General features: G+C 61.9%; 27 protein-coding genes, 1 other RNA gene and 1 pseudogene. 18 read left to right on the top strand and 11 right to left on the bottom strand.

Annotation, left to right across the window (positions count from 1 at the left end):
- Positions 1-367 precede the first annotated feature (367 nt).
- From NLY44_RS20515 to NLY44_RS20470, 10 genes and pseudogenes are all read left to right on the top strand, one after another.
- Complete coding sequence (locus NLY44_RS20515; RefSeq protein ID WP_023668715.1) at positions 368-1,270, top strand: branched-chain amino acid ABC transporter permease; 903 nt, start codon at positions 368-370, stop codon at positions 1,268-1,270.
- Between the two features lie 4 nt (positions 1,271-1,274).
- On the top strand, positions 1,275-2,870 hold the full coding sequence (gene livM, locus NLY44_RS20510; RefSeq protein WP_023668716.1) for a high-affinity branched-chain amino acid ABC transporter permease LivM: 1,596 nt from the start codon (positions 1,275-1,277) through the stop codon (positions 2,868-2,870).
- Positions 2,870-3,976 (top strand): annotated as a pseudogene (locus tag NLY44_RS20505) (ABC transporter ATP-binding protein); the annotation flags it as partial. The gene livM and the pseudogene NLY44_RS20505, both read left to right, overlap by 1 nt.
- A gap of 20 nt (positions 3,977-3,996) precedes the next feature.
- On the top strand, positions 3,997-4,725 hold the full coding sequence (locus NLY44_RS20500; RefSeq protein ID WP_023668718.1) for an ABC transporter ATP-binding protein: 729 nt from the start codon (positions 3,997-3,999) through the stop codon (positions 4,723-4,725).
- 112 nt (positions 4,726-4,837) lie between these two features.
- Positions 4,838-5,185, top strand: coding sequence for a DUF6867 family protein (locus NLY44_RS20495; RefSeq protein ID WP_023806580.1), 348 nt, complete (start codon positions 4,838-4,840; stop codon positions 5,183-5,185).
- A gap of 137 nt (positions 5,186-5,322) precedes the next feature.
- Positions 5,323-6,444, top strand: a complete 1,122-nt coding sequence (locus NLY44_RS20490; protein ID WP_023668720.1) for a branched-chain amino acid ABC transporter substrate-binding protein — start codon at positions 5,323-5,325, stop codon at positions 6,442-6,444.
- Positions 6,445-6,726: 282 nt separating this feature from the next.
- Entirely contained in the window at positions 6,727-10,185 is a 3,459-nt protein-coding gene (gene pyc, locus NLY44_RS20485; RefSeq protein ID WP_023732990.1) for a pyruvate carboxylase, read from the top strand.
- Positions 10,186-10,334: 149 nt separating this feature from the next.
- On the top strand, positions 10,335-10,595 hold the full coding sequence (locus NLY44_RS20480; RefSeq protein ID WP_023668722.1) for a DUF2312 domain-containing protein: 261 nt from the start codon (positions 10,335-10,337) through the stop codon (positions 10,593-10,595).
- Between the two features lie 93 nt (positions 10,596-10,688).
- A complete protein-coding gene (locus NLY44_RS20475; RefSeq protein WP_023688925.1) occupies positions 10,689-11,129 on the top strand; it encodes a hypothetical protein in 441 nt (146 codons plus the stop codon).
- 7 nt (positions 11,130-11,136) lie between these two features.
- Positions 11,137-11,448 (top strand): hypothetical protein, encoded by a 312-nt coding sequence (locus NLY44_RS20470; RefSeq protein ID WP_023688926.1) that lies wholly within the window; start codon positions 11,137-11,139, stop codon positions 11,446-11,448.
- Between the two features lie 62 nt (positions 11,449-11,510).
- Here NLY44_RS20470 and msrB read toward each other — a convergent pair whose 3' ends face one another.
- From msrB to NLY44_RS20440, 6 genes are all read right to left on the bottom strand, one after another.
- Complete coding sequence (gene msrB, locus NLY44_RS20465; RefSeq protein ID WP_013529102.1) at positions 11,511-11,915, bottom strand: peptide-methionine (R)-S-oxide reductase MsrB; 405 nt, start codon at positions 11,913-11,915, stop codon at positions 11,511-11,513.
- A 100-nt stretch (positions 11,916-12,015) separates the two neighbouring features.
- Positions 12,016-12,813, bottom strand: a complete 798-nt coding sequence (locus tag NLY44_RS20460; RefSeq protein WP_023726160.1) for an MBL fold metallo-hydrolase — start codon at positions 12,811-12,813, stop codon at positions 12,016-12,018.
- Between the two features lie 16 nt (positions 12,814-12,829).
- On the bottom strand, positions 12,830-14,020 hold the full coding sequence (locus NLY44_RS20455; protein ID WP_023806579.1) for a vWA domain-containing protein: 1,191 nt from the start codon (positions 14,018-14,020) through the stop codon (positions 12,830-12,832).
- Between the two features lie 9 nt (positions 14,021-14,029).
- Complete coding sequence (locus NLY44_RS20450) at positions 14,030-14,290, bottom strand: type II toxin-antitoxin system HicB family antitoxin (RefSeq protein WP_050485875.1); 261 nt, start codon at positions 14,288-14,290, stop codon at positions 14,030-14,032.
- A 35-nt stretch (positions 14,291-14,325) separates the two neighbouring features.
- Positions 14,326-14,772, bottom strand: a complete 447-nt coding sequence (locus NLY44_RS20445; protein WP_023726162.1) for a GNAT family N-acetyltransferase — start codon at positions 14,770-14,772, stop codon at positions 14,326-14,328.
- 58 nt (positions 14,773-14,830) lie between these two features.
- A complete protein-coding gene (locus NLY44_RS20440; RefSeq protein ID WP_023737887.1) occupies positions 14,831-15,694 on the bottom strand; it encodes a LysR family transcriptional regulator in 864 nt (287 codons plus the stop codon).
- Between the two features lie 142 nt (positions 15,695-15,836).
- On the opposite strand from NLY44_RS20440, the gene NLY44_RS20435 reads away from it, so the two are divergent.
- A complete protein-coding gene (locus NLY44_RS20435; protein WP_023806578.1) occupies positions 15,837-17,375 on the top strand; it encodes an MFS transporter in 1,539 nt (512 codons plus the stop codon).
- A 43-nt stretch (positions 17,376-17,418) separates the two neighbouring features.
- Here NLY44_RS20435 and NLY44_RS20430 read toward each other — a convergent pair whose 3' ends face one another.
- Positions 17,419-18,258, bottom strand: coding sequence for an AAA family ATPase (locus NLY44_RS20430; protein WP_023806577.1), 840 nt, complete (start codon positions 18,256-18,258; stop codon positions 17,419-17,421).
- Between the two features lie 210 nt (positions 18,259-18,468).
- Positions 18,469-18,702: a hypothetical protein gene (locus tag NLY44_RS20425; protein ID WP_023732997.1), complete on the bottom strand. Its 234-nt coding sequence runs from the start codon at positions 18,700-18,702 to the stop codon at positions 18,469-18,471.
- A 358-nt stretch (positions 18,703-19,060) separates the two neighbouring features.
- Between NLY44_RS20425 and ssrS the strand changes: the two genes are divergently transcribed.
- The 5 genes from ssrS (at position 19,061) to NLY44_RS20400 (ending at position 22,219) form a co-directional block, all read left to right on the top strand.
- Positions 19,061-19,216: non-coding RNA, 6S RNA (ssrS, locus tag NLY44_RS20420), on the top strand.
- Between the two features lie 92 nt (positions 19,217-19,308).
- Positions 19,309-19,893 (top strand): 5-formyltetrahydrofolate cyclo-ligase, encoded by a 585-nt coding sequence (locus NLY44_RS20415; protein WP_023668732.1) that lies wholly within the window; start codon positions 19,309-19,311, stop codon positions 19,891-19,893.
- A gap of 82 nt (positions 19,894-19,975) precedes the next feature.
- Entirely contained in the window at positions 19,976-20,503 is a 528-nt protein-coding gene (locus tag NLY44_RS20410) for a DUF3592 domain-containing protein (protein ID WP_196813862.1), read from the top strand.
- A 56-nt stretch (positions 20,504-20,559) separates the two neighbouring features.
- Entirely contained in the window at positions 20,560-21,384 is an 825-nt protein-coding gene (locus NLY44_RS20405) for a TIGR00282 family metallophosphoesterase (protein WP_023668734.1), read from the top strand.
- 73 nt (positions 21,385-21,457) lie between these two features.
- A complete protein-coding gene (locus NLY44_RS20400) occupies positions 21,458-22,219 on the top strand; it encodes a TerC family protein (RefSeq protein WP_023694576.1) in 762 nt (253 codons plus the stop codon).
- Between the two features lie 21 nt (positions 22,220-22,240).
- On the opposite strand, the gene NLY44_RS20395 is transcribed toward NLY44_RS20400, so the two are convergent.
- From NLY44_RS20395 to NLY44_RS20385, 3 genes are read right to left on the bottom strand one after another with little or no spacing between them, the layout of a single operon-like run.
- Entirely contained in the window at positions 22,241-22,723 is a 483-nt protein-coding gene (locus tag NLY44_RS20395; RefSeq protein ID WP_023698429.1) for an SRPBCC family protein, read from the bottom strand.
- Between the two features lie 29 nt (positions 22,724-22,752).
- On the bottom strand, positions 22,753-23,139 hold the full coding sequence (locus NLY44_RS20390; RefSeq protein WP_460221647.1) for a VOC family protein: 387 nt from the start codon (positions 23,137-23,139) through the stop codon (positions 22,753-22,755).
- Positions 23,136-23,618 carry an SRPBCC domain-containing protein gene (locus tag NLY44_RS20385; protein WP_023668738.1) on the bottom strand — a complete coding sequence of 161 codons (483 nt, stop codon included), beginning with the start codon at positions 23,616-23,618 and terminating at the stop codon, positions 23,136-23,138. Before NLY44_RS20385 ends, NLY44_RS20390 begins: the two co-directional genes overlap by 4 nt.
- Positions 23,619-23,668: 50 nt before the next feature.
- Here NLY44_RS20385 and NLY44_RS20380 point away from each other — a divergent pair, with 50 nt between their 5' ends.
- The gene (locus NLY44_RS20380; protein ID WP_023668739.1) at positions 23,669-23,992 is read left to right on the top strand and encodes an ArsR/SmtB family transcription factor; all 324 of its coding nucleotides are present in this window, start codon (positions 23,669-23,671) and stop codon (positions 23,990-23,992) included.
- Positions 23,993-24,172: 180 nt separating this feature from the next.
- Positions 24,173-24,922: a YebC/PmpR family DNA-binding transcriptional regulator gene (locus NLY44_RS20375; protein WP_023668740.1), complete on the top strand. Its 750-nt coding sequence runs from the start codon at positions 24,173-24,175 to the stop codon at positions 24,920-24,922.
- Positions 24,923-24,964 lie beyond the last annotated feature (42 nt).

Genomic DNA, 24,964 nt, shown 5'->3' with positions numbered 1-24,964 from the left:
GCGAGGCATCCACCGCCATAGTCGGGAAGTAACCCATGTTGCAGCTGGTCAGTACGGAATGTGGCTAAAAAACGAAGCCCGCCAACAACGCAAAGATTCGTCTCATCACCTAATTTTGACCGGGATTTCTTCGAAATGAGGTCGCTGGTCCGGCTGAATCGTCAAAGACATTGCGTTATGCCAATGATAGGGTCCGCGATAGTCCAGGGGTCGGGAGCAAAAAAACGGGCAATCGGAAGGCGTGCCGGCAAAACACGCTCGACGTTTGAAAAATCACGTTGCAATCCGGGCTCGAAACTTTACGACTAGGGGAAATACGAAAAGGAATGCGTCTGCATGGGCGACATTCCAGGGGAGCCATGTACACATGCAGTACTTTGTCCAGCAGCTTATCAATGGGCTGACGCTGGGATCGATCTATGGGCTGATCGCAATCGGCTACACGATGGTCTACGGCATCATCGGCATGATCAACTTCGCCCACGGCGACATTTTCATGGTCGGGGCATTCGCCGCCCTCGTCGTCTTCCTCATCCTCGGCTCCTTGTTCTATTCGGTGCCGGTCGTCCTGGCGCTGCTGATCATGATGATCGTGGCGATGCTGCTCACCAGCCTCTACAACTGGACGATCGAGAAGGTGGCGTACCGGCCGCTGCGCGGTTCGTTCCGGCTGGCGCCGCTGATCACCGCCATCGGCATGTCGATCGCGCTGTCGAACTTCATCCAGGTGACGCAGGGCCCGCGCAACAAGCCGATCCCGCCGATGGTCAGCCAGGTCTACAACATCAACGGCATCAGCGTGTCGCTGAAGCAGATCATCATCGTCGTCGTCACCGCCCTGCTGCTGGCGCTGTTCTGGTACCTGGTCAACAGGACTTCCCTCGGCCGGGCGCAAAGGGCGTGCGAGCAGGACCGCAAGATGGCGGCGCTGCTCGGTGTCGATGTCGACCGTACGATCTCGATCACCTTTATCATGGGTGCAGCGCTTGCGGCCGTCGCGGGCACGTTGTTCCTGATGTATTACGGCGTCATCGCCTTTTCCGACGGCTTTGTGCCGGGGGTCAAGGCCTTCACCGCGGCCGTTCTCGGCGGCATCGGGTCTCTGCCGGGCGCGGTGCTTGGCGGGCTTTTGATCGGCTTCATCGAGAGCATGTGGTCGGCGTATTTCTCGATCGACTACAAGGACGTCGCGGCGTTCTCGATCCTGGCGATCGTGCTGATCTTCCTGCCTTCCGGCATTTTGGGCCGGCCAGAAGTCGAAAAGGTCTGAGACAATGGCGGTTTCCGTATCCTCGGAGCGCGACACCGTCGCCTCCCCCGTGCAGCGTGCATTGCGCGAAGCGTTCTATGCCGGCGCCATCTCGCTGGGGTTGTTCATTCTCTTCATCGGCCTGAAGACCGACCAGAACATAAGCAACCAGCTGATCCTGGTGCAGCGCTGGTTGCTGCTCATCACCGTGGTCGTGCTGACCATGCTTGGCCGCTTCTTCTACATTGCATATGGCCAGCCGTTCATGGCCAATCAGAAGATCACCAATGTCGCCACCGGCCTGTTGCCGGCGAGCGTCGCGTCGCGCTTCTTCCTGCTTCCGGCCTTCATCGTCGCCGTCGTGCTGGCGGTTGTCCTGGTTGCGTTCGGCAGCGCCCTGCCGGTGTTGGTGGGACCCGATCTGGCCGGCTACCTTCAGTTCCTGCGCGCATTGGCCGTCATTTACGCGCTCGCTTGCGTGATCTTCTATTTCCGCTCCTTCATCCACGCCAATTTCACCAAGCTCGGGATTGCGGCGCTGGTGCTATACCCGATCCTCGTCGTCGTGGTGCTGTCGATCTACGCGTGGTCGATAACCGGCGGCCTGCAGGGCTCGTTGAAGTGGGTCGACAATTTCGGCATCCAGATCCTGATCTATGTGATGCTGGCCTGGGGGCTGAACATCGTCGTCGGCCTCGCCGGCCTGCTCGATCTCGGCTACGTCGCCTTTTACGCGGTCGGCGCCTATGCCTATGCGTTGCTGGGCTCGCAATACGGCCTGTCGTTCTGGATCCTGCTGCCCGCCGCCGGCGCCATGGCCGCCTTCTGGGGCGTTATGCTCGGCTTTCCGGTGCTCAGGCTTCGTGGCGATTACCTGGCGATCGTGACCCTGGCGTTCGGCGAGATCATCCGCCTGGTGCTGATCAACTGGCGTGAAGTCACCAACGGCTCGGCCGGCATCTCCGGCATCCCGAAGGTCACCTTCTTCGGCCTGATGACGTTTAATTCGACCGACCCGAACTACATCGGCAAGGTGCTGCACATTGCCCAGTCGAGCGCCTACTACAAGATCTTCCTCTACTATCTGATTCTCGGGCTGGCGCTGCTGACCGCCTTCGTCACCATCAGGCTCAGGCGCATGCCTGTCGGCCGCGCCTGGGAGGCGCTGCGCGAGGACGAGATTGCCTGCCGCTCGCTTGGCATCAACACCACCACCACCAAGCTCACCGCCTTTGCCACCGGCGCCATGTTCGGCGGTTTTGCCGGCGCCTTCTTCGCCGCACGGCAAGGCTTCGTCAGCCCTGAATCCTTCGTCTTCCTGGAATCGGCGATCATCCTGGCCATCGTGGTGCTCGGCGGCATGGGCTCGCTGGTCGGCATCGCGGTCGCCGCGCTGGTGATGATCGGCGGCACCGAGGCACTGCGCGAACTCGATTTCCTGAAAAGTGTCTTCGGAAAAGATTTCACGCCGGAGCTTTACCGCATGCTTTTGTTCGGCATGGCGATGGTCATCGTCATGCTGTGGAAGCCGCGCGGCTTTGTCGGCAGCCGTGAACCGACGGCCTTCCTCAGTGAACGAAAAGCGGTCTCCTCCTCCTTCACCAAGGAAGGGCACGGCTGATGAGCGCGACCTCCATTCAGAAGACCAATCCGGGTATGAAAGACGCCATCCTCCAGGTCGAGCATCTTTCGATGAAGTTCGGCGGCCTGATCGCCATCGGCGATCTGTCGTTCCAGGCCAAGCGCGGCGAGATTACCGCTCTGATCGGACCCAATGGCGCCGGCAAGACCACCGTCTTCAATTGCATCACCGGCTTCTACAAGCCGTCGGAAGGCATGATTACGCTCAACCGGGCCGACGGCTCGAGCTTCCTGCTCGAACGGCTGCCCAATCATGAGATCCCGGCGCGCGCCAAGGTGGCGCGCACCTTCCAGAACATCCGCCTGTTCTCGGGCATGACGCTGCTGGAGAATCTGCTGGTTGCCCAGCACAACAAGCTGATGAAGGCATCCGGCTACACGATCCTGGGCCTGTTCGGGATCGGCGGCTACCGCAGAGCCTCGGCTGAATCGGTGGAGCTTGCCAAGCACTGGCTGGAGAAGGCCGACCTTGTCGATCGCGCCGACGATCCGGCCGGCGACCTGCCCTATGGCGCGCAGCGGCGCCTCGAGATTGCGCGCGCCATGTGCACAGGGCCCGAACTTCTGTGCCTCGACGAGCCTGCGGCCGGTCTCAATCCGAAGGAATCGGCAGCGCTGAATTCGCTGCTGATGGACATCAAGAGCAGTACCTCGATCCTGCTGATCGAACATGACATGTCGGTGGTCATGCAGATTTCCGACCATGTCGTGGTGCTTGAATATGGCCGCAAGATTTCCGACGGCAGCCCGCAATCGGTGCGTACCGACCCGCGCGTCATCGCCGCCTATCTCGGCGTCGACGACGAGGAGGTCGAGACGGTGCTGACCGAGGTCGGCGATGAAGACGTCATCGAGCAGCTGGACATCGGGCCGGATTCGGCTCACGGACCAGGCACATCGTCTTCCTATCTCGCCGGCCCGGTAAGCGACACGATCGGCCACAGCCAGGGCGAGCGGGTCACAGTGTCGAAGGGAGCTTCAAAGGCCACCCAATACGATACAAGAGCCAACTCCGCGCCAAGAGCACCGTCCGAGCGTCTAACGGCCAAGTCCAAGCCGGCGCCCACCAAATCCCCGACAGGCAAGCCGCGCGGAGGGCGTAAGTGATGGCCGAGACAACGCTCCTCGACATCAAGGGCGTCGAGACCTACTACGGCAACATCAAGGCGCTGAACGGCGTCGATGTCCACGTCAACCAGGGCGAGATCGTCGCGCTGATCGGTGCCAACGGTGCCGGCAAGTCGACGCTGATGATGACCATCTTCGGTGCGCCGCGCGCTCGTGCCGGCTCAATCACTTTCGCCGGCACCGACATCACCCAGATGCCGACGCACGAGATCGCCCGCATGCGCATTGCGCAGTCGCCGGAAGGCAGGCGCATTTTCCCGCGCATGACGGTGATGGAAAACCTGCAGATGGGCGCCGGTCTCGACAATCTCAAGCACTATGACGAAGATGCCGAGAAGGTGTTCGCGCTGTTCCCGCGCCTCAAGGAGCGCATTGCCCAGCGCGGCGGCACGCTGTCGGGCGGCGAGCAGCAGATGCTGTCGATCGGACGTGCGCTGATGGCGCGGCCGAAGCTGCTGCTGCTCGACGAGCCGTCGCTGGGTCTGGCGCCGCTGATCGTCAAGCAGATCTTCGATGCCATCCGCGAACTGAACCGCACGCAAGGGCTGACCGTGTTCCTGGTCGAGCAGAACGCCTTCGGCGCGCTCAAACTCGCCACGCGCGGCTATGTCATGGTCAACGGCAACGTGACCATGAGCGGCACAGGCAAGGAATTGCTCGCCAATCCGGAAGTGCGGGCGGCCTATCTCGAAGGCGGCCATCACTGATTTTGGAGCGGAATGTATGCATACGGTATTCCGCTCCAACTTGTTTGTTTGTCGCATGACCTTTGTCCGAAAAGTCTGCAACTTTTCGGGATCATGCTAGGGAGTCTTCATCATGCAAGGCATTCTTCACGAGGAACCTTCCATCTGGCAGTTCTTCTTCGTCACCTGTCTGCTCGGCGGCTGGGCGGCATGGATGACCGGCAAGGCCAGCGCCCAGACATGGCGCAGCCTGCCGGCGCTGTTCGCCTATCTGCTGGGCCTCGGCATCGGCATCAGGTTCATCCATCATGCCTTGTTCGGCGGCACGATGTTTTCGCTGCAATACTATGTCGTGGACACAATCGTGCTCATGATATTGGGGTTTGTCGGCTTTCAATACACGCGTACGAACCAGATGGTGACGCAGTATAATTGGCTTTACGAACGGGCTTCGATCTTAAGCTGGAAACCGAAAGGTTGACGTTCATCATTAACGCCGTTCCGGGGATGAATCGGCGTGACAAGGGCCTGAAAATCGGCAAAGTACGCTTTCTGCGATAAGGGTGGGCATCGCATGAAAGTTTCATCCACGCCCACCTCGTAAATGGGAGCGTTTAAATGAAGAAATCACTTTTGTCCGCCGTTGCCCTGACCGCGCTTGTCGCGTTCGGTGGCAATGCATGGGCTGACGTTATCGTCGGCGTCGCAGGTCCGATCACCGGTCCGAATGCGGCCTTCGGTGCGCAGCTGCAGAAGGGTGCGGAAGCGGCCGTTGCCGACATCAACGCAGCAGGCGGCATGAACGGCGAGCAGATCAAGCTCGAAGTCGGCGACGACGTCTCGGATCCGAAGCAGGGCATTTCGGTCGGCAACAAGTTCGTCGGCGACGGCGTGAAATTCGTGATCGGCCACTTCAACTCGGGGGTCTCGATCCCGGTTTCGCAGGAAGTCTACGTCGACAACAACATCGTCGAAGTGACGCCTGCGGCGACCAACCCGAAATTCACCGAGCGCGGCCTGTGGAACGTGTTCCGCACCTGCGGACGCGATGACCAGCAGGGCGGCATCGCCGGCGGCTATATCGCGACCAACTTCAAGGACGCCAAGGTTGCCGTCATCCACGACAAGACCCCCTATGGTCAGGGCCTTGCCGACGAGACCAAGAAGGCGATGAACGCAGCCGGCCTGACCGAAGTCATGTACGAAGGCGTCAATGTCGGCGACAAGGACTTCTCGGCGCTGATTGCCAAGATGAAGGACGCCGGTGTTACCCTGATCTATTGGGGCGGCCTGCATACCGAAGCCGGCCTGATCATCCGCCAGTCGGCGGACCAGGGCCTCAAGGCTACCCTGATGTCGGGCGACGGCATCGTCACCGACGAGCTGGCTGCGATCGCCGGCGATGCGGTTATCGGCACGCTCAACACCTTCGGTCCCGATCCGCGCCTGATCCCCGAGAACAAGGCACTGGTCGAGAAGTTCCGCGCTCAGGGCTTCGAGCCGGAAGCCTACACTCTCTACTCCTACGCCGCCATGCAGGTGATCGCCGAGGCTGCTGCCGTGGCCAAGTCGAACGACCCCGTGGAAGTGGCCAAGGCGCTGCACGAGAAGGGCCCGTTCAAGACCGTTCTGGGCGATCTCGCCTATGACGCGAAGGGCGATCCGAAGCTCCCGGGCTACATCATGTACGAATGGAAGAAGGGTCCGGACGGCAAGATCTCCTGGTTCCCGAAGTCGTAATTCGGAACGCAGCTCTATGGAATGCCCGGCGCTCGCGCCGGGCATTTTTGTTGGTGACAGGGCGGCAGCGAGGGTGGCTGGACAAGCCGTTAGCCGGGGTCGACTTTGTGCGGGCACGACAATTAGCGTCACCTCGCGGCGCCAATCGCACGCAGCTTTTCGAGCCGTGGTGCTAGAATCGCGTTTAAATCGGTTTAATCTCTCCTCGATTTTGGTTGCACTGCAGCATTTTCGCGTTAATCATGCCTCCGCCCCATCCCTCCCTGTCCGGAGCCTCCTTCCTTGGCCATCACGAAGATCCTCGTCGCCAACAGGTCCGAAATTGCCATCCGCGTCTTTCGCGCGGCCAACGAGCTCGGCCTCAAAACCGTGGCGATCTGGGCCGAGGAGGACAAATATTCGCTTCATCGGTTCAAGGCCGATGAAAGCTACCAGGTCGGGCGCGGGCCGCATCTGGCCAGGGACATGGGGCCGATCGAAAGCTATCTGTCGATCGAGGAAGTGATCCGGGTCGCCAGACTGTCCGGCGCCGACGCCATCCACCCGGGCTATGGCCTCCTGTCGGAAAGCCCTGAATTCGCAGATGCCTGCGCCGAGGCCGGCATCACTTTCATAGGGCCGAAGCCCGACACGATGCGCCGGCTCGGCAACAAGGTCGCCGCGCGCAATCTGGCCATCGAGGTCGGCGTGCCGGTGGTGCCGGCAACCGAACCGCTGCCGGACGACATGGAAGCAGTCAAGCAGCTCGCCAAGACAGTCGGCTATCCGGTGATGCTCAAGGCATCGTGGGGCGGGGGCGGGCGCGGCATGCGCGCCATCCGCACGGAAGCCGACCTCGCCCGCGAGGTGATGGAAGGCAAGCGCGAGGCCAAGGCCGCCTTCGGCAAGGACGAGGTCTATCTCGAAAAGCTGATCGAGCGCGCCCGCCATGTCGAAGTCCAGGTGCTCGGCGACACGCATGGCAACGCTGTACATCTGTTCGAGCGCGACTGCTCGATCCAGCGCCGCAACCAGAAGGTCGTCGAACGGGCGCCGGCGCCCTATCTCAGCGAGGTATTGCGCCAGGAGCTTTGCGGCTATGCGCTCAAGATCGCGCGGGAGACCAGCTATATCGGCGCCGGCACGGTGGAATTCCTGCAGGACGCCGACACCGGCAAGTTCTACTTCATCGAGGTCAATCCGCGCATCCAGGTCGAGCACACCGTGACCGAGCAGGTGACCGGCATCGACATCGTCAAGGCGCAGATCCACATACTGGACGGCTTTGCCATCGGCACGAAAGAGTCGGGCGTGCCGGCGCAGGCCGACATCAGGCTGAACGGTCATGCGCTGCAGTGCCGCATCACGACCGAGGATCCGGAGCATAGTTTCATTCCGGACTACGGCCGCATCACCGCTTATCGCGAAGCCGCCGGTTTCGGCATCCGCCTCGACGGCGGCACCGCCTATTCGGGCGCGGTCATCACCCGCTTCTACGATCCGCTGCTGGAGAAGGTGACTGCCTGGGCGCCGACACCGGCCGAGGCGATCGCCCGCATGAACCGGGCCTTGCGCGAGTTCCGCATCCGCGGCGTGGCGACCAACCTCACCTTCCTCGAGGCAATCATCAACCACCCGCGCTTCGCCGACAATTCCTATACGACCAGGTTCATCGACACGACGCCGGAGCTGTTCGCGCAGGTGAAGCGGCAGGACCGCGCCACCAAGCTGCTCAACTATCTGGCCGACGTCAGCGTCAACGGCCATCCCGAAACCCGCGGCCGTCCGATGCCCAAGGCCGATGCGGCAGCGCCTGTCGTGCCCTATCTCAACGGCAACGTGCCTGATGGCAGCAAGCAGAAGCTCGACGCGTTGGGGCCGGAGAAATTCGCTGCCTGGATGCGTGAGCAAAAAGAGGTGCTTGTCACCGACACGACGATGCGCGACGGCCACCAGTCGCTGCTCGCCACCCGTATGCGCACGCATGACATTGCCGGCATCGCCGGCACATATGCGCGGGCGCTGCCGCGGCTGCTGTCGCTGGAATGCTGGGGCGGCGCCACTTTCGACGTCGCCATGCGCTTCCTGACCGAGGATCCGTGGGAGCGGCTGAGCAAAGTGCGCGAAGCCGCCCCCAACCTTTTGCTGCAGATGCTTCTGCGCGGCGCCAACGGCGTCGGCTACACCAACTATCCCGACAATGTGGTGCAACATTTCGTCAGCCATGCGGCGGCCGGCGGCGTCGACCTGTTCCGCGTATTCGACTGCCTGAATTGGGTCGAGAATATGCGCGTCGCCATGGACGCGGTGGGCGCCGAGGGCAAGCTGGTCGAAGCGGCGATCTGCTACACCGGCGACATCCTCGATCCGGCGCGCGCCAAATACGACCTTAAATACTATGTCGGGCTGGCGAAGGAATTGCAGGCCGCCGGCGCCCATATCATCGCCGTCAAGGACATGGCCGGGCTTTTGAAGCCGGCTGCCGCCCGCGTGCTGTTCAAGGCGCTGCGCGAGGCGACCGACCTGCCGATCCATTTCCACACCCACGACACGTCAGGCCTGTCGGCGGCGACGGTGCTGGCCGGCGTGGAAAGCGGCGTCGACGCCATCGACGCGGCGATGGATTCCTTCTCCGGCAACACCTCGCAGCCTTGCCTGGGCTCGATCGTCGAGGCGCTGAAGGGAACCGAGCGCGATCCCGGCCTCGATCCGCAATGGATCCGCAAAATCTCCTTCTACTGGGAAGCGGTGCGCAACCAGTATGCCGCCTTCGAAAGCGACCTCAAGGGGCCAGCCTCGGAAGTCTATCTGCACGAAATGCCGGGCGGCCAGTTCACCAACCTCAAGGAACAGGCGCGTTCGCTGGGGCTGGAAACGCGTTGGCACGAGGTGGCACAAGCCTATCACGACGTCAATTTGATGTTCGGTGACATCGTCAAGGTGACGCCGTCGTCCAAGGTGGTCGGCGACATGGCGCTGATGATGGTGAGCCAGGATCTGACCGTTGCCGACGTCGAAAACCCAGCCAAGGACATCGCCTTCCCGGACTCGGTCGTCTCGATGCTGCGCGGCGATCTCGGCCAGTCGCCCGGCGGCTGGCCTGCGAAGCTGCAGAAGAAGGCACTGAAGGAAAGCAAGCCGATCACCGAGCGCCCGGGCTCGCTGCTCAAGCCAGCCGACCTCAAGGCCAGCCGCAAGGAGATCGAGCAGAAGCTGGAGCGCAAGCTCTCGGAGTACGAATTCGCCTCCTGGCTGATGTATCCGAAGGTGTTCACCGACTTCGCCGCCGCGCAGGAAACCTACGGGCCGGTCAGTGTGCTGCCGACGCCGACCTATTTCTACGGCATGAAGTCCGAAGACGAGATCTTCCTGGACATCGAAAAAGGCAAGACGCTTGTAGTGCGCTGCCTTGCGATCGGCGACGTCGATGAGAAGGGCATGGTCACCGTGTTCTTCGAGCTCAACGGCCAGCCGCGCCGTGTCCGGGTGCCGGACAGGGCGCATGGCGCCTCGGCGGCCAAGGCTCGGCGCAAGGCCGAGCCCGGCAACGAGGCGCATGTCGGCGCGCCGATGCCGGGCGTGGTCTCCGCCCTTTCGGTTGCCGCCGGCCAAGCGGTCAAGGCCGGCGACGTGCTGTTGTCGATCGAAGCCATGAAGATGGAGACGGCCCTGCATGCCGAGCGCGACGGCACAGTGGCCGAAGTGCTGGTCAAGGCCGGCGATCAGATCGATGCGAAGGATCTGTTGATCGCGTTTGGCTGACGCGCGGATCCATCACACTGGGGACGGCTGGCAGCAGCCGTTGATGGAGCATCGATAATGGCTTGACCCGCCGCGCCTGCTCGGGCATCGAACCCGCTCCCAATTTACCGCGCCAGAATCGCGGTGCTTAAAAGTAGCGGAGAAAAAACATGGCCGACGACATCACAGATACCAGCCAGACTGTTGCCGCCGGCCAGTTGCGCGCCTTCATCGAGCGCATCGAGCGGCTCGAGGAAGAAAAGAAGACCATCGCCGACGACATCAAGGAAGTGTTCGCCGAGGCCAAGGGCACCGGCTTCGACACCAAGGCGATGCGGTCGATCATCCGGCTGCGCAAGAAGGACCAGGCCGAGCGCCAGGAAGAGGAAACCATCCTCGATCTCTACAAGGCCGCGCTCGGCATGGTGTAAGGCTGTGTGGAAATTCTACTCCGGTTGATATCGCCGGAGCGAATTTCGAAACAGTCTCGGGCCAAGGAATGATGCTGGAACGGGCATCGAACCATGAGCGAATTCGACTTCGGCGCCCGCCGCGCCTCTGAATTCCGCCAACGCAGCTTCTGGGCGCTGTTCGCCGAACGGCATCCGGAGGAACGCGCTTCCATGGCGCGGCGCGGACCCTGGTTCTGGCAGCGCGGGCTGCCTGACTTCGCTCTGGTCCTGTCCATGTATGTCGCGCCGGCGCAAAGCCAAGTTGGCGTCTTTTTCGGCCGTAACGGGAAGTTCGGCGCGACCGGGGTCTGGTCGCGGCTGAAGCCGTTCCAACCGGCAATCGAAGACAGGCTGAAGCTCAGGCCGGAGCAGAGCTGCGAGGGCCTCGGCATCAATTCGATGTGGCGGGTGAACTGCTATGCCGAGGACAACTGGCCGGCCATGGCCGACTGGCTGGTGACGGAATGCTCGCGCTTCGAGCGCGCCGTCACCGACGTGCTGGGAGAGGGATAGCTATCAGGTGTTGGTGCAAAGCATCGGATCCTTCTTCGGCTCGCGCTGGCAAGGCGCGGTGCCGGTCGAGCGGTTGTTCTGGCGCGATCTAGTCCTTGTCGGCACGGCGATCAACATCGCCTCGTCGGTGGCCGCGCTCATTCTGCTCGGCTTGAAGCTGCCGCTCGCCGTCGTCCTGGCGGTGCATTTCGCGCCCGTGCCCTACAACATCTTTCTGACCTTTGCCGTCTGGCGAACCACGGAAAAATCCAGTGGCGCCAAGGCTTCGTTGATGACGCTCGGGGCTACGCTTTGGCTGATCCTGGTGGTGGTTGTCTGAGAAGATTGACACGAAAAAGGGCGGCCGAAGCCGCCCTTTGAAGATGGTGGTCAAGCTGCGGCTTAAGCCGCCGGCTCGAATTTCAGCGCCACGCCGTTGATGCAATAGCGCAGGCCGGTCGGCGGCGGGCCGTCCTCGAAGACATGGCCGAGATGGCTGCCGCAGCGGGCGCAGTGGCATTCGGTGCGGACCATGCCGTAGCTGCGGTCGACGGTGTTTTCGACCGAACCGGGCACCGGATCATTGAAGCTCGGCCAGCCGGTGCCGCTCTCGAACTTGAGCTTGGATTCGAACAGCGGCTGGTCGCAGCCGACGCAGGAAAAGGTGCCGGCGCGCTTTTCGTAGAGCAGGGCGCAGCTTCCGGGCCGTTCGGTGCCATGGCCGCGCATGACCGCATATTGCTCGGGCGTCAGGCGGGCGCGCCATTCGGCGTCGGTGCGGGTGACAGGGTAGGTGTGGGTGTCCATTTGATCTCCTCAGCCTTGGCGGCTTGTTGTTGGTTGCAAGCTATCTTCGCTTAGAGATAGGCGTTTGTTACGTGTTTTGCTCGCATTTTCAGCCGAGCTCCTACCCAATCGCCTGAAGATAGCGGGCGATCGACGCATGAAATGCCGTTCCTGCGCCGCCGATGATGTTCTGCTGCCACCACGCGCCGTAGATGTCGTCGAATTCGAAAGGCTCAAGTGCCGCCGCGATGCGTCGCACGGCCGGCGCATTGAGCGGAATGTAGTTCGGATAGCTGTACATGAAGCTGACATGGCGACGCGTCGGCGTCACCTGCAATATGTCGCCGGACAGCAGGGCGTTACCGTCATCGCGTTTCCAATGCAGCACCTGGCCGCCGGCAAAATGGCCACCGCAACGCACGAGTGTCAGCGACGGGTTTATGGCCAGCGTCTCGCCCGCCCAGCTGACGATGGCGTTGTGCGGCCGCATGATCCACTGGCGGTCGTCGGCATGGAGATAGATCGGCACGCCGCCAAACGCCTCGCTCCACTCGACCATCACCGAATAATAGTGGCAGTGCGAAATGGCGATCGCGGCCAGGCCGCCGCGACGGTTGATTTCGGCTACCGCCTCGTCGCTCACCATCGAGATGCAATCCCACAGCACATTGCCGTGCGGCGTCTGCGCCAGCAGCGCCCGCTGGCCGATAGCAAAGCGCGGCTCGATGCCGAAAGCGAGAACGCCGGCATCGTCCTTCATCACAAGCCTATGCCCGGCAGAGAGTTCTTCCCCAGTGGTCCAGGCCTGGCCTTCCCAGCGCACATATTGCCGCTCGTCCTCGCAGATCGGGCAATTTTCTGGAGGGGTCTGCGTTGCCGCGAACTGGACGCCGCATTGCGGGCAAAGAAAGCAGGTCATCGGTTTTCCTCTCATATCAACGCTTGCGTGAGAGCTGCTTCGTCGCGGCTTCCAACCCGGCCAGCGTCAGTGGGAACATGCGGCCGCCGAAGAGATCGCGGATCATCGCGATCGAATGGGTGAAGCCCCAGTTTTTCTGATTTTCGGGGTTCAGCCAGACCGCATTCGGCCATTGCTGGATGAGGCGGTCAAGCCAGACACTGCCGGCTTCCGGGTTCCAATGCTCGACCGAACCGCCGGGATGCGCGATCTCGTAAGGGCTCGTCGAGGCATCGCCGACGACGATCACCTTGTAGTCGGGGCCGTATTTGTGAAGCAGATCGAAGGTCGGGATGGTCTCGGCATGCCTGCGCCGGTTGTCCTTCCAGACGCCCTCGTAAAGGCAGTTGTGGAAGTAAAAATATTCGAGCTGGCGGAATTCGGCGCGGGCGGCCGAAAACAGCTCCTCGACGCTTTTGATGTGGTCGTCCATCGAGCCGCCGACATCGAAGAACATCAAGAGCTTCACGGCGTTGCGCCGTTCGGGGCGCGTCTGCACATCGAGATAGCCGTGCTCGGCGGTGGCATGGATGGTGCCGGGCAGGTCGAACTCTTCCTCCGCACCCTCGCGCACCCAGAGACGCAGGCGCTTCAGCGCCACCTTGATGTTGCGGGTGCCGAGCTCGACGGCGTCGTCGAAGTTTTTGAACTCGCGCTTGTCCCAGACTTTCACCGCACGGCGATTGCGGCTTTCATGCTGGCCGATGCGCACGCCTTCGGGATTGTAGCCATAGGCGCCGAAAGGCGAAGTGCCGCCGGTGCCGATCCATTTCGAGCCGCCCTGGTGGCGGCCTTTCTGCTCCTCCAGCCGCTGCTTCAGTGTCTCCATCAGCTTGTCGAAACCGCCGAGCGCCTCGATCAGTTTCTTCTCTTCCTCGGTCAGGTGCTTTTCGGCGAGCCGGCGCAGCCATTCCTCAGGGATGTTGGCGACACCGACGGCATCGGGGCCGGTGAGCGCCTCGATCCCCTTGAAGACATGCGCAAACACCTGGTCGAAGCGGTCGATATGGCGCTCGTCCTTCACAAGCGCGGCGCGGGCGAGGTAGTAAAAACCCTCGACGTCATAGTCGACCAGCCCGGCTTCCAGACCTTCCAGCAGCGACAGATACTCCCGCAGCGAAACGGGAATCCGCGCGGCCTTCAGTTCGAGGAAGAAGGGGAGGAACATGGTTGGCCGTTATCTATGCCGAACGGTCACGGCGGAGTCGCCACGGGCACTGTCGATTTCGCCGGATTGCAGAAGATTTGCCACAGTACGTGGGTTGGGCATGGGCAAGTGCTTTGCGATGCGGGCTTCCGCCCATTCGCGCATAGCCGACGCGGCATCGGCTATCGCTTCAGCCGGGTTTGCGCCGGCCCCGTGGCAGCCGGCGAGATCGGGCATCCGCACTCCCCAAACGCCGTCACTGCCATCCAGGATTCCGACATAGCGGATCATTCGGCTCCTTCCGCGTTATTTCGATCGCGCTCGCATCATAGCAGATCATACTCGATAAACCCTGTCCGCCGCGCGACATGGTCGTAGAGCTTGCGCGCTGTGGCGTTGGTTTCGTGGGTCATCCAATAGACGTTCTTGACGCCGATCTTGCCGGCTTCCTGCTTGACCGCTTCAATGAGGGCCGCACCGATGCCCTTGCCGCGCACATCAGGGTCGGCGAACAGGTCCTGCAGGTAGCAGTTGTTTTTCTCCGACCAGCCGGAGCGGTGATAGAGATAATGGGTCAGGCCGACCGCCTTGCCGTCGAGCGTGGCGATAAACCCCTTCGGTTCGAATTCACCTTCCGTGAACAGTCGTTCCCAGGTGATGTCGTAGACCTCGTCCGGCAGCTTGGTCTCGTAGAAGGTGAGGTAGGCAGTCCACAGCCGCCGCCAGTCGGCATGGTCGGCCAGCGCCAGCGGGCGGACGGTGATCTCGGTCATTTCGGTTCCTCCAAAGCCTTATCGGATTCCGGCGGAATCAGATCGGAAACACCATCGCCTAATCCACCGGCGAATTGTACTCGCGAAATGCGGTCGCCAGCATCTGCAGCGCGTCACGCGCGCGCGGCGCCAGATTGTGCGAATGCAGCACCACTTCGGAAGGGTCAAGCGATGGAAGACCAAGTTTGCGGCCAACCTCGATCAGGCCGGGCGGAGCGACGCAGTGAGCCAGCGCCGAAACGGCAAAGCCCGCCGATATCGCAATGTTGACGGCCGCGCCGCCGCCGCCGACGAAGGCCTCCTCCCAGGCGATGCCTGCTTTGTCCAGCGCCTCGACCGCCCGCACACGATCCGGACAGTTGCACACGGTGCTTAAGAGCGCGAGGCGCAACGGCGTTCCGCGCTGCCACTCGAAGGAAGGTGCTGCGAACCAGCCATAGTGGTTGCGCGACAAGGTCCGGCCAGGACGGCTGTCGCCTTCGCGGTGCACGATGACTGCATCGAGCTCGCCGTGATCGAAAGCTTCCTTGAGCACCGTGCTGGTATCGATCCTCAAACTGAGCGTCAGCGATGGATCGTGCGCATGGAGCTGGGCAATCAGAATGGACAGCGCCGGACCGGCGGCATGATCGACAAAGCCGAGCGCAAGCCGGCACGGTGCTGACGCAAACTCCGCCATGGCGCGCTCGTGCGCGGCAAGGAAGTCGCGCGCGGCGGGGAGGAAGACGGCGCCTCGTGCCGACAGGCTGACGCGGCGCGGCGTTCTTTCAATCAATCGCGCGCCGAGCTTTTCCTCAAGACGGCGCAGCTTGACGCTGATTGTCGCCTGGGTGCTGCCCAGCGCCGTGGCCGCCTGGGTGAAGCTCTGCAGATCGGCCACCATCACAAAGGTTCGTACGGCGTCCACATCAAGACTGGTCATCGCAGCACTCCATTGGGCCAATCATTCCGTTTTGTCATTTCTGATATAGCCGAGCATAGCCTTTTTTCATGGTCGAGTCTCCTCTATCTCAAACCGGTCGCGGTTTGAAGAGCGCCTCATGCTCGGATGAAAAGAGATCGATATGCCAATTCAACGAAACACCATAGCGCTCACCGGCGTGTGCCTGGCGTCGCTGCTGTTCGGGCTCGAAATCTCCAGCGTGCCGGTGATCCTGCCGAAACTGGAAAGCGTGCTCGCCGCCGATTTCAAAGACCTGCAATGGATCATGAACGCCTACACCATTGCCTGCACCACGGTGCTGATGGCGACAGGGACATTGGCCGACCGTTTCGGCCGCAAGAGCGTGATGGTGATCACCACCGTCGCCTTCGGCCTCGCCTCGCTGCTGTGCGGCCTGGCGCCGAGTGCGACGCTGCTGATCGCCGCCCGCTTCCTGCAAGGTCTCGCCGGCGGCGCGATGCTGACCTGCAGCGTCGCCGTGCTGTCGCATCAGTTCCAGGACGGCCGCGAACGCGGCAAGGCTTTCGTCGCCTGGAGCGTCGTCTCAGGCATCGGGCTCGGTTTCGGGCCCGCCATTGGCGGCTTGATCGTGGCGCTGTCGAACTGGCAATGGGTGTTCCTCATCCACGTGCCGCTGGCGCTCCTGGCGCTCGCCTTTATCGGCGCCGGTGTCACGCAATCGCGCGATCACAACGCCCAGAAGCTCGACTGGGCCGGCATGCTGACGCTGTCGGCTTCTGTGTTCGGCTTCTCCTATCTGATCACGCAGGGTGCGGATCTCGGGACCAGCGCCCGCATCGGCGTGATATCAGCCTCCGTGGCTGCGTTCATCGCTTTCCTTGTCGCCGAGAGGGTCAATCCCTATCCGATGTTCGATTTCGCCGTGTTCCGCATCCGCCAGTTTTCCGGCGCGATCATGGGCGCCATCGGCATGAATTTCAGCTACTGGCCGTTCATCATCTATCTGCCGATCTATTATTCCGGCGTTCTCGGCTACGACAGCACGACGACCGGCCTGCTGTTGCTCGTCTACACGCTGCCCTTCATGGTGATGCCGCCGATCGCCGAGCGCCTGCGCGCGCGCTATCAGGCGCGAATTGCCATCCCGCTCGGTCTGCTGACGCTAGGGATCGGTTTCATCGCCATGTGGATCGGCTCCGGGCTCGAGGGCGCGACCTGGCTGACCATGCTGCCCGGCACGCTGATTGCCGGCATCGGCATCGGTCTCACCAATTCGCCGACCACAAACACCACGACCGGCGCGGTATCGCCGGATCGTGCCGGCATGGCGTCCGGCATCGACATCAGCGCACGCCTGATCACGCTTGCCATCAACATCGCGGTGCTCGGCCTGCTGCTGACGCAAGGTATCGTTTCCCACCTGCGGGCCACACTCGGCGCGGCTTTGGAGCCGGATGAGTTGCGGGCACTGGCGGAAAGGGTCGCCACCGGCAATCTGGAGGGCCTTGCGCAGGGGACGCCGAAGCTCGCAGCCCTCGACCCATCCGGCGCCATCGTGCATGCCGCCCTGGTCAACGGTTTCGGCTGGGTCATGCTCTATTGCGGGATCGGCGTTCTCGCCCTGTCGGTCATCGGCTTCGTCATCTTCGGGCCGAAGCGCGTCGCGCCGCAGGAGACAGGGCTTGCGGCGGCCGAGTGATCGGCCGAAGCCCGCTCATAGCGCTCAGCCCGCCCGACGATCCTTATCCCTGCCGCCTGGCCATGAAAGCAAGGCGCTCAAACAGATGCACGTCCTGCTCGTTCTTCAGCAGCGCGCCGTGCAGCTTCGGCAGCGCGTTCCTGGGGTCGGCGCGCAGATCCTCGGGTGCGATGTCGTCGGCGACCAGCAGGCGGATCCAGTCGAGCGCCTCGGAGGTCGACGGCTTCTTCTTCAACCCCTGCACGTCGCGGATCTCGTAGAACTGGGTCAGGGCAGCACGCACCAAATTCTGCTTTATGCCGGGATAGTGCACGTCGACGATTTTGTGCAGCGTGTCGACATCGGGAAAGCGGATGTAGTGGAAGAAGCACCGGCGCAGGAAGGCGTCGGGCAGTTCCTTCTCATTGTTGGAAGTGATGATGACGATGGGGCGCACAGCGGCGCGGATCGTTTCGCCGGTTTCGTAGACGAAGAACTCCATCCGATCGAGTTCCTGCAGCAGGTCGTTGGGGAATTCGATATCGGCCTTGTCGATCTCGTCGATCAACAGCACGACCTTCTTACCGGCCGCGAAGGCGTCCCAGAGCTTGCCGCGCTTGATGTAGTTTTTGATGTCGTTGAACCTGGCATCGCCGAGCTGGCTGTCGCGCAGCCGCGAGACAGCATCATATTCATACAGTCCCTGCTGCGCACGGGTGGTCGACTTGACGTGCCATTCGATCAGGTCGAGGCCGAGCGCCGATGCCACCTGGCGGGCAAGCTCGGTCTTGCCGGTGCCCGGCTCGCCCTTGACCAGCAATGGCCGCTCCAGCGCGATCGCGGCGTTCACCGCCACCATCAGATCCTTGTCGGCGACATAGGCCGCCGTGCCTTCGAAACGCATACTTGCTCCTCGGTTGGTCAGCGCGAGCGTAAGGACGCTGCTTGACCTGTGCAAGGGCGAGCCGGCTGCGACCAAAGCGCAATAAGAAGATTGCGCAGGACGTGCGGAAGGTGATGCGCGAAAACGGCTCAACGATGCCGGAAAACCTTCCGGTTGCCGAGCCGATCAGGGTAGTCGAAAAGAGAGTGAAGGCGGCCCGCAAACTCGAAATTAAGTCTTAGCCCACCGCTTTTCCGCTGCCTTCTTGGCAATTTCAGCGCGCCGCTCTGGCGTCATGTTCTCGGCGCGCTTCTTCCCGCCCTTGGCGCCCAGCGCCTTCGCAGCGGGGTCTTTGCCGTCGTCAATCACGGTGTCGTCTTCATCGCCAGTGGCAATGCGCATGACGCGGACGGCGTTGCCGATCACGTCGGCGGGGCGCTTCTGGCCTTTAGGTCCGGTTGGCATTGCTACTCCTATGTGCTTTCCAGAGTGACAAACACCAGCGGCACCTTCTCCACGTCCGCCGGCTGCGGCACATGTGTTATCTCGGTTACCGCGTAGATGGCCAGACTATCGCCGGATGGCATGTGCACCCAGTCGCCTATCACAGGCGTTGACGCGAACGTCCACATCGACGCTTCGTTTTCAATTTTGACAAGGCAACGGATCGCCACACAACCACTCCATGCTTTCCGCTAAGCATATAGGCGTTTCCGCCTATGCGGGCAAACCCGGACAGGCGCTTTCGCATATTTCAAATTTCAAACTGAGACACTACCTCATGTCACTAGCGCTTGACCGACCAGCCGCCTATATTGGGCTTGGCGGTCTGCGCTTCCCGGCAGGAGAACATTTTCCCCGGGGCCTTAACGATCCTTAGGGAGCTGTCCCTGGGAAGACCCGTGGGTTTTCTCATACGGCGCCCACCTACTTTGTAGGTTCCCGGGATCGCTCTCTCCACCGGTTGTGTGGATCGTCACTTACCTGTATCCGCCCAGTTTGGCGGATGATGTGGTAGAAAACGTCGCTCATGAAACGTCACCCAGATCCGACCTTTTCTATCGTCCGCGCATGACATCTCCCAAAGACCTGAAAAAGCAGTTGCGCCTCGAGGCACTCGGCCGTCGCGATGCGCTCGATCCGCTGTGGCGGGTGGAGATCGCGCTTGAAATGGCCGAGACGGCGCGCGACCACCTCGCCATCGAGCCGGGTCAGATCGTTTCAGCTTTCTGGCCGATGCGATCGGAAGTCGACGTCAGGCCGCTGATGTTCGCCTTGCGCGAGAAGGGGGCCAGGCTTTGCCTGCCGGCCATCCTCGACAAGACCACCATCGTCTTTCGCGAACTGGTGCGCGGCGCGCCGATGGTCGAGATGGGTTTTGGCACGGTCGGTCCGCATGCGGAGGCCGAGGTTCTCGATCCCGCGGTGATGCTGGTGCCGCTCGCGGCCTTCGACAGTCGCGGTCATCGCATCGGGTATGGCGCCGGCTATTACGACCGCGCCATCGCCAGGCTGATCGACAAGGGCCAGCCGCCACGACTGATCGGCATCGCCTTCGATTGCCAGGAGGTGGGTCTGGTGCCGGATGAGGCGCACGACGTCATCATCCCGGAAATACTCACCGAGAGCGGTTTGCGCCGCTTCGACATCGCTTAAAAGACCGCGATCCCGCTTAACGCGTTTCCAAGACGTGCCGGATAGTATTCCGGCAACACAGTCCGAGCCGATGGCGGCCATCATGTTTGTCTTCGCACGCTTCCTGCTGATGCCGTTCGTCCTCATCGCGGTAACGCTGTTCGCGATGGCATTGCACATTTCCGGAACGGCCCTGCACCACCAGTTCGCCTGGCATCAGACGGTTGCCACAGTGACGGATGTCAGTTCCTACAGCGAAGCCCAGGGTAATGGCCTCACCGCGAAAGGCATCAACGTCGCTGTCACCTATGTCGCGAACGATGCACCGATGACGTGGTCCGGCAAGGGAAAGGACATCGGCCTCTACACGGCGTCCAAAGGCGACGCGGTGAAGTTGTATTACAACCCTGCCAATCCATCGATCCTCGATACCGCGGCGATGAAGGGCTGGCGCGGCGGGCTGTTGCTCCTGGCCGCTACTGGTGGGTTCACTGTTTTTTACGTGTGGTTCTTCTGGCTGCGCGGACGCACCGCACCGCCGGCGTCACCGATGATGCCTTCGGCAGTTCGCGTTGCGGGCGCGAGCGCCAAGCCGCCTCAACAGCAGCGTGGTACTTTCGGCCGGCGTTAGCGCCAATCGCCCGGGTAGCGCTTGCCTAGCGTCCGTGCCTCTGGATAGAAGTGGGCATGAGACTTCTCTTCCTCGGCGACATGGTGGGCAAATCGGGACGTACGGCGGTGTGGGAACAACTGCCCGGCCTGATCTCGGATTTCAAACTCGACTTCGTCATCGTCAATGGCGAGAACGCCGCCGGCGGCTTCGGCATCACCGAAGACATTTTTCGCGACACCATCGCCGCCGGTGCGGATGTCGTCACCACCGGCAACCATGTCTGGGACCAGCGCGACGCACTGGTCTTCGCGCCGCGCGAGGAGCGCTTCTTGCGCCCGTCCAACTTCCCCAAGGGCACGCCGGGGCGCGGTTCCGGCGTCTATATCGCCAAAAACGGCGCGCGCGTGCTGGTCGCCAACATCATGGGCCGGGTGTTCATGCATCCCGAGCTCGACGATCCGTTCCAGGCCGGCGAGCGCGAGCTGGCCGCCTGTCCGCTGGGCGAGCAGGCCGATGCCGTGGTCATCGACTTCCATGCCGAAGCGACCTCGGAGAAAATGTGCTTCGCGCATTTCGTCGACGGCCGCGCCAGCCTCGTCATCGGCACCCATACGCACCAGCCGACGGCCGACCACCAGATCCTCAACGGCGGCACCGGCTACATGTCCGATGCCGGCATGTGCGGCGACTATGATTCCTCGCTCGGCATGGACAAGGAAGAGCCGCTCAACCGCTTCCTGTCGAAAGTGCCGAAAGGCCGCTTCGAGGCGGCGACCGGACCGGCGACATTGTGCGGCGTCGGCGTCACTATTTCCGACCGCACCGGCCTGACCGAGAAGATCGCGCCTTTTCGTCGCGGGCCGCGGCTCGAAGAAACCGCGCCATCCTTCTGGTCTTGACATTGATATAGTCGAGTAAAGTACCTAACTGGCGACGAAACTGCTCTAGATCGTTAAAGAGGGGACGACCTCCATGCAGCTGATCGAGTTCTTTGCGCCGCATTTTCAATTTGTTTCCGATCCAACCGCGTGGGTCGCGTTGCTGACGCTGATCGTCCTCGAGGTCGTGCTCGGCATCGACAATCTGATCTTCATCTCGATCCTGACCAACAAATTGCCTGAGGCGCAGCGCGCCCGCGCCCGCCGTCTCGGCATCTCGGCGGCGCTGATCATGCGGCTGGTGCTGCTCGCAACCATCTCCATCATCGTGCAGCTGACGACGCCGGTGTTCACAGCGTTCGGCCATGGCTTTTCCTGGCGCGACCTGATCCTGATTGCCGGCGGCCTGTTCCTGGTCTGGAAGGCGACCAAGGAAATCCACCACACCGTCGATCCCGACGACCACAAGGATACGATGATGGGCGAGACGCTGCAGATCTCGCTTGCCGGCGCCATCTTCCAGATCCTGCTGCTCGATCTCGTCTTTTCGATCGATTCGATCATCACCGCCGTCGGCATGACCGACGAGATTGCCATCATGTACATCGCCGTGATCGTGGCGGTGAGCGTGATGATGCTGGCGGCCGGGCCGCTGGCCAATTTCATCGCCAAGAACCCGAGCATCGTCATGCTGGCGCTGGGCTTCCTGCTGATGATCGGCATGACGCTGATCGCCGACGGCATGGGCTATCATGTGCCGAAGGGCTACATCTACGCCGCGATGGGCTTTTCCGCCCTGGTCGAGGGCCTCAACATGCTGGCGCGGCGAAGGAAGAAATCCAGCGGTGGGCATTGAGGCTGGGCGATCGGGGCGATCCTAGCGCCCCGGCACGCCCTTCGGATAACGGTCGCCGATCAGGCCAAGCGACAGGCCCTGTTCCAGCCATGCCTTTGCGCCGGCAAGAACGAGTGCGAAGCCGTCGGTCGAGCCGACCGCCTGCTTGACCTGCTCGTCGGCGGTGCCGGCGAAGCCGAAATTGCTGACCTCAAGAAAGGTCGCACCGTCAGGCGTTTCGGCGCCGGGCATCTCCGTGAATGTCCAGACCACAGTGGTCGGCGGATCGCTCCATTGCATGACGATCTTCTTGTTCTCGACGATCTCGCTGACATTGACCATCGCCGAGGCCCCGTACATGCGCCACTCCCAGCGAACCTCTTTGCGGCTATCCAGCCGGCCGCTACTGTGGGTAAACCAGAATTTCGTGGTGATGGCCGGGTCGACGATCGCCTCGAAGACCTCGGCGACCGGCCGCCTGATCAGCATGCCGGCTTCGGCAGTCGGCGTTTTGTGAATTTCCATCGATGCTCCTTTCCTTGTCCGGTTTGCGCTCACCAGGCGTAAGGCTCGCGCACCATGTGAACGATGCTGGCCGGGTTGGCGATCCAGAAGCCGCGAAAGCTTTCGCCCAGGGGCTCGACCGCGTCGCAACGGACGACGCCGGCCTTGGCGAGATGATCCGCAATGGCTGCAGAATTGTCGGTGAAAAGCTCAAGCCAGACTTCGGCCTGGCTCAGCATCGGCGCCTCGTCGATCCACAGACGGTTTGGGCCAAGCTCGAAGCCGATGGCCGGCGTCTTGGCGGTGAATGGATTCAAGCCGACGACGTCGCGATAGAAGGCGATCGTCGCCTCGTACTGATGTGACGGGACTTTCATGGCGATGTTGATTCCACCTGTCATTTTCGCGGTTATTGCGGGCTCCGTTGCGCTGTTCATCTGTTTGTCTCGTTGGCCGGCTCGCCCCTCATCTCGCCGCGGTAGTAGCCGTCGCGCAGATTGATGCCGTATTCGACATAGGCCTTCATGCAGGCCAGCATCTGCGACCAGCCCTCGCAATTGAGGTAGGATTTCTGCAGGCCGACCACGCCTTCCGGCCAGCCGGATTCAGCAATGGTCACAAGGGTGCCGCCATCGTCCAGCGGCTCGAAGTTCATCTCGATGCGTGTCTTGTAGGCGGGCTTGCCTTCGGCATCGGTGGCATCCCAGCGCAGCACGATATGGCGGTCCTTGATCACCTCATCGACTTCGACGGGCACCTTGCCCCACCAGACCACCCCGGTGCCGGCCTTCAGCGGCGCGCTGGCGCCGCCGATGGTGGTGAAATAGCCACTCAGCTTTTTGGGATTGACGACGGCGTCGAAGACTTCGGCGACCGGTTTGCCGATGCGCCCGGAAACTCTGAATCCAAGAGACATATCCACAGCTCCTCCTTGATTGGCTCGACGATATGTTATAGAAACATAACATGTCAAGCCAAACCGCAGACGATCACGTTTTCAAGGCGTTGGCGCATCCGCGCCGTCGCGAATTGCTGGATCGGCTGAAGGATGCGCCGCAGACGACCGGCATGTTGTGCGAGGCGTTTCCCGACATCGATCGCTGCACCGTCATGCTGCATCTCAAGGTGCTGGAAGAAGCCGAACTGGTGGTGGCAAAGCGCCAAGGGCGAGAGCGCTGGAACCATCTCAACGCGCTGCCGATCAAGCACATCCACGACCGCTGGATCAGCCAGTATGCCGGCCATGCGCTCAGCATTATCGACCGGCTGAAGTCCGATCTGGAGGGCTGAACCGGCGCGGCTGGACGAATTGAGCCGATTTATCTATAAGCCGGCCATTCCGACAGAGAACGCCGTGCATCCATCGCGTTGCACCTTGGACGGCTCTGAAAATTTGAATTCGAGTACCCGGGAGGACGAGGTGAGACCACCTCGCTTCGGGATGCTCTAGCCGAAGACGACAGGGGTGCCATGGCCGGCCATTCACAGTTCAAGAACATCATGCACCGCAAGGGCCGGCAGGACGCGGTGCGGTCGAAAATGTTTTCCAAGCTGGCGCGCGAAATCACCGTCGCCGCCAAGAGCGGAACACCGGATCCGTCGATGAACCCGCGTTTGCGCCTGGCCATTCAGAACGCCAAGGCGGTGTCGATGCCGAAGGACAACATCCAGCGCGCCATCAACAAGGCATCGATGGGCGATGCCGAGAATTACGAAGCGGTGCGCTATGAAGGCTATGGGCCAGGCGGCGTGGCGCTGATCGTCGAGGCGCTGACCGACAACCGCAACCGCTCGGCCTCGAACGTGCGCGCCGCCTTCACCAAAGCCGGGGGTGCGCTTGGTGAAACCGGCTCGGTGTCGTTCATGTGGAACCGCGCCGGCGAGATTTACTATCCGGCCTCCGCCGGCAGCGCCGACAAGGTGATGGACGCGGCGATCGAGGCCGGCGCCGATGACGTCGAGTCCGACGAGGAAGGCCACACCATCTACTGTGCGTTCGAGAGTATGGGCGAAGTGTCTAAGGCGCTGGAAGCCTCGCTTGGCGAGGCCGAATCGGTGAAGCCGATCTGGCAGCCGCAGAACAATGTCCCGGTCGACGAAGAGCGGGCGCAATCGCTGATGAAACTGGTGGCAACGCTCGAGGACGATGACGACGTGCAGAGCGTCTACGCCAATTTCGAGGTCGACGACGAGACCATGGCCAAGCTCAGCGCGGCGTAGGTCCGTGCAATACAGTCGGATGCGAATATTGCTGTATGACGG

The sequence above is a fragment of the Mesorhizobium sp. C089B genome (genome assembly GCF_030323125.1).
Lineage (GTDB): Bacteria > Pseudomonadota > Alphaproteobacteria > Rhizobiales > Rhizobiaceae > Mesorhizobium.
This window is presented reverse-complemented; position numbering and strand designations above follow the sequence as displayed.

Coding starts and splice junctions, on each gene's coding strand:
- NLY44_RS20515 (WP_023668715.1), top strand. CDS start 368: ATGCAGTACTTTGTCCAGCAGCTTATCAATGGGCTGACGCTGGGATCG.
- livM (WP_023668716.1), top strand. CDS start 1,275: ATGGCGGTTTCCGTATCCTCGGAGCGCGACACCGTCGCCTCCCCCGTG.
- NLY44_RS20500 (WP_023668718.1), top strand. CDS start 3,997: ATGGCCGAGACAACGCTCCTCGACATCAAGGGCGTCGAGACCTACTAC.
- NLY44_RS20495 (WP_023806580.1), top strand. CDS start 4,838: ATGCAAGGCATTCTTCACGAGGAACCTTCCATCTGGCAGTTCTTCTTC.
- NLY44_RS20490 (WP_023668720.1), top strand. CDS start 5,323: ATGAAGAAATCACTTTTGTCCGCCGTTGCCCTGACCGCGCTTGTCGCG.
- NLY44_RS20480 (WP_023668722.1), top strand. CDS start 10,335: ATGGCCGACGACATCACAGATACCAGCCAGACTGTTGCCGCCGGCCAG.
- NLY44_RS20475 (WP_023688925.1), top strand. CDS start 10,689: ATGAGCGAATTCGACTTCGGCGCCCGCCGCGCCTCTGAATTCCGCCAA.
- msrB (WP_013529102.1), bottom strand. CDS start 11,915: ATGGACACCCACACCTACCCTGTCACCCGCACCGACGCCGAATGGCGC.
- NLY44_RS20460 (WP_023726160.1), bottom strand. CDS start 12,813: ATGACCTGCTTTCTTTGCCCGCAATGCGGCGTCCAGTTCGCGGCAACG.
- NLY44_RS20455 (WP_023806579.1), bottom strand. CDS start 14,020: ATGTTCCTCCCCTTCTTCCTCGAACTGAAGGCCGCGCGGATTCCCGTT.
- NLY44_RS20450 (WP_050485875.1), bottom strand. CDS start 14,290: ATGATCCGCTATGTCGGAATCCTGGATGGCAGTGACGGCGTTTGGGGA.
- NLY44_RS20445 (WP_023726162.1), bottom strand. CDS start 14,772: ATGACCGAGATCACCGTCCGCCCGCTGGCGCTGGCCGACCATGCCGAC.
- NLY44_RS20440 (WP_023737887.1), bottom strand. CDS start 15,694: ATGACCAGTCTTGATGTGGACGCCGTACGAACCTTTGTGATGGTGGCC.
- NLY44_RS20435 (WP_023806578.1), top strand. CDS start 15,837: ATGCCAATTCAACGAAACACCATAGCGCTCACCGGCGTGTGCCTGGCG.
- NLY44_RS20430 (WP_023806577.1), bottom strand. CDS start 18,258: ATGCGTTTCGAAGGCACGGCGGCCTATGTCGCCGACAAGGATCTGATG.
- NLY44_RS20425 (WP_023732997.1), bottom strand. CDS start 18,702: ATGCCAACCGGACCTAAAGGCCAGAAGCGCCCCGCCGACGTGATCGGC.
- NLY44_RS20415 (WP_023668732.1), top strand. CDS start 19,309: ATGACATCTCCCAAAGACCTGAAAAAGCAGTTGCGCCTCGAGGCACTC.
- NLY44_RS20410 (WP_196813862.1), top strand. CDS start 19,976: ATGTTTGTCTTCGCACGCTTCCTGCTGATGCCGTTCGTCCTCATCGCG.
- NLY44_RS20405 (WP_023668734.1), top strand. CDS start 20,560: ATGAGACTTCTCTTCCTCGGCGACATGGTGGGCAAATCGGGACGTACG.
- NLY44_RS20400 (WP_023694576.1), top strand. CDS start 21,458: ATGCAGCTGATCGAGTTCTTTGCGCCGCATTTTCAATTTGTTTCCGAT.
- NLY44_RS20395 (WP_023698429.1), bottom strand. CDS start 22,723: ATGGAAATTCACAAAACGCCGACTGCCGAAGCCGGCATGCTGATCAGG.
- NLY44_RS20390 (WP_460221647.1), bottom strand. CDS start 23,139: ATGAACAGCGCAACGGAGCCCGCAATAACCGCGAAAATGACAGGTGGA.
- NLY44_RS20385 (WP_023668738.1), bottom strand. CDS start 23,618: ATGTCTCTTGGATTCAGAGTTTCCGGGCGCATCGGCAAACCGGTCGCC.
- NLY44_RS20380 (WP_023668739.1), top strand. CDS start 23,669: ATGTCAAGCCAAACCGCAGACGATCACGTTTTCAAGGCGTTGGCGCAT.
- NLY44_RS20375 (WP_023668740.1), top strand. CDS start 24,173: ATGGCCGGCCATTCACAGTTCAAGAACATCATGCACCGCAAGGGCCGG.